Source organism: Aeromonas rivuli, assembly GCF_000820045.1.
Lineage (GTDB): Bacteria > Pseudomonadota > Gammaproteobacteria > Enterobacterales > Aeromonadaceae > Aeromonas > Aeromonas rivuli.
Window position 1 is genome coordinate 1 of sequence record NZ_CDBJ01000010.1, and the last position, 1445, is coordinate 1445.

1 protein-coding gene is annotated in these 1445 nt (G+C 58.0%); it reads left to right on the plus strand.

From position 1 onward, the window contains the following. Window positions 1-176: 176 nt before the first annotated feature. A protein-coding gene (locus tag BN1130_RS21450) for an IS3 family transposase (RefSeq protein WP_157013843.1) occupies window positions 177-1396 on the plus strand; the annotation gives its coding sequence in 2 pieces (ribosomal slippage) (window positions 177-525 and window positions 525-1396; 1221 coding nt in all). Window positions 1397-1445: the final 49 nt, after the last annotated feature.

Below are 1445 nucleotides of genomic sequence, written 5' to 3' on the forward strand. Positions count from 1 at the left end.
AGGTTTTTGAAGCCTTCGAACGACTGAAAGATTTTGCTGCAAAGCATCAAGAGGGGGGCGCTATCTACCGAGCGATAGACTGAAAGAAGGGGGGGGGGGCAATGCCCCCCTTTGTCATGTTGCTGTCCCGTCCTGAATATGGTTTACACCTTTCCCCCACATAAATGGAGAGCCCGATGGGACAAGGTGTGAAACGGACACAGCGCGATTACTCGCTGACTTTTAAATTAGCCGTGGTCGAGCAGATTGAAAAAGGCGAGCTCACCTGCCAGCAGGCACAAGCCCGATACGGCATTCAGGGCAACTCCACCGTTCTGGTATGGTTGCGTAAACATGGTCGGCAAGATTGGAGCCAGGGGGCTTCTGTGCGCGCCGGCAGGAGCATCACCATGCCTGACCCCGACAACCAGACGCCCGAACAGCGCATCAAGGAGCTCGAGCAGCAGCTGGCGCTGATGAGCCAGAAGGCCCAGTTCTTTGAGGCCGTGGTCGATGTGCTGAAGAACGACTACGGCGTCTCCATCGTAAAAAAGCGACCCGGCAAGTCCTCTCGCAGCGGCAAGTCGAGAGGCTGACCATCGTCAGGGCTTGCCTGTTTCTGGGGATAAGCCGTCAGGCTTACTACAAGCGCAATCGGGTTGCAGACCTGCGCCATGCACAGGGGCTGCAGGTGGTGCGCTTCGTGCGTCAGATACGGCTGCGACAACCAAGGGTCGGCACCCGCAAGCTGCATTATCTGCTGCAGGGTCAGGATGATGGCGGGCTCAAGGTCGGACGGGACAGGCTGTTTCAGATATTGGCCGAGCACCGCCTGCTGGTGCAACCCAGGCGGGCGTATCACAAGACTACCCACAGTTTTCACCGTTTCTACCGTCATCCCAACTTGCTCAAGGGGGGACCGGAGCAGGTCACGCCGGTGGCACCGGAGCAAGTCTGGGTCGCCGACATCACCTATCTGCCAGCCAGGAGCGGGCCGCTGTACCTGAGCCTGGTGACGGATGCTTACTCACGCAAGATAGTGGGCCATCACGTGCACGAAGGGATGCACGCCGAGTCGGTGGCGATGGCGTTCAAACAGGCGCTGAAGCAACGGCGTGGCGGCGGGGAGCTTATCCATCACTCGGACCGTGGCGTGCAGTATTGCTCGGGGCTGTATCAGTCATTGCATGAACGGCACGGGGTGAAATGCTCGATGACGGATGGCTATGACTGCTACCAGAATGCGTTGGCAGAACGGGTGAACGGAATTTTGAAAGGGGAGTTGTTGTTGCAAAGCCCGCAGGACCTGGCGCAAGCGCGGGAGATGGTGCGCGAGGCGGTAGATATTTACAACCTGGAGCGGCCGCATCATGCCTTGAAATACAGAACCCCCGATGCGGTGCATCGGGGGTTCTGAGTCGCGTGAAGCTAGACGAAAATGTGTAAACCTATTTCAGGACTAGACA